This window comes from Limosilactobacillus reuteri subsp. porcinus (assembly GCF_036621895.1).
Taxonomy (GTDB): Bacteria; Bacillota; Bacilli; order Lactobacillales; family Lactobacillaceae; genus Limosilactobacillus; species Limosilactobacillus reuteri_J.
Genome location: NZ_LN887411.1, coordinates 1 through 895 on the forward strand (window position 1 = coordinate 1; position 895 = coordinate 895).

An 895-nucleotide genomic window follows, 5' to 3' on the forward strand; every position below is an offset into this window, starting at 1 on the left:
TTTTTTATTTACCACCAACTGGATGGCTAACTTCATTCTATAATCTACCTTCGGAACTCCCACTATTTATCCAGTGAAATAGAAAAAGCCCGTACGTGGAATCCGTACAGGCCCTTATTTGTACATGATAAAGCAGCCGGTACAGATATAATCTGTGAATAAACCCAGATCATATCTGTACTACAGCTATCCCTGAGTTACCGGCTTTGCCAACTATGATTTAATTGTAAAGTTTGATAACTCATTTGCTTTACTCCTCTAAACGAATTACGTTCATTTTAATGATAAATCATTTAAAAGTCAATGAGATTTTCTTAATCAAGCGTACTGGTGGGCAATCTTTCCACAAACAGCCGCCACAATTGCCGCGAGAATATCATCAATAAATGTATTTACATGAACCTTATCGTGGTCAAATTTGGCAATAATCCCACTCTTAACCCGGTCAAAGTAACCAAAGTTTGTCGTCCCAATTGTTCCATAAATATTAGCAATTTGTAAAGCTAGGGTTTCATCTACCCCAAACACGCCAGCATCATTTTTGATAATACTTGCTAGGGGTTCATCGACTTTTCCTTCTTCGGTTAACCGATCGAGCTCAAGGGCTACCATTGTACTATTTAATAATTCACGTTTATGCATTGTATCAATCAAAAATTTCTGACATTCTTTTATTGTTAGGTCAGGTTCAAAACTTTTTTGTGTCTCATACACAATCTTCGCAAGTTCGTCTAGGTTTACTCCGCGTTCTTCTAAACGATGTACTACAAATTCATATGCCTTTGTATCTGGGTATTTAAACCGTGGATTATTCATTTTACCCACCATCCTTTATATTGATAACTAATATTATACCCCTTTTAATTAAGAGGCTTTTAATCGAGTAGGAGATAAT

At 36.1% G+C, this 895-nt stretch carries 1 protein-coding gene; it reads right to left on the minus strand.

Annotation, left to right across the window (positions count from 1 at the left end):
• Window positions 1-318: 318 nt before the first annotated feature.
• On the minus strand, window positions 319-816 hold the full coding sequence (locus tag AACL61_RS05355) for a phosphatidylglycerophosphatase A family protein (protein ID WP_411377785.1): 498 nt from the start codon (window positions 814-816) through the stop codon (window positions 319-321).
• Window positions 817-895 lie beyond the last annotated feature (79 nt).

Excerpts from the sequence above, each read along its gene's own strand:
- AACL61_RS05355 (WP_411377785.1), bottom strand. The coding sequence starts at position 816 with ATGAATAATCCACGGTTTAAATACCCAGATACAAAGGCATATGAATTT.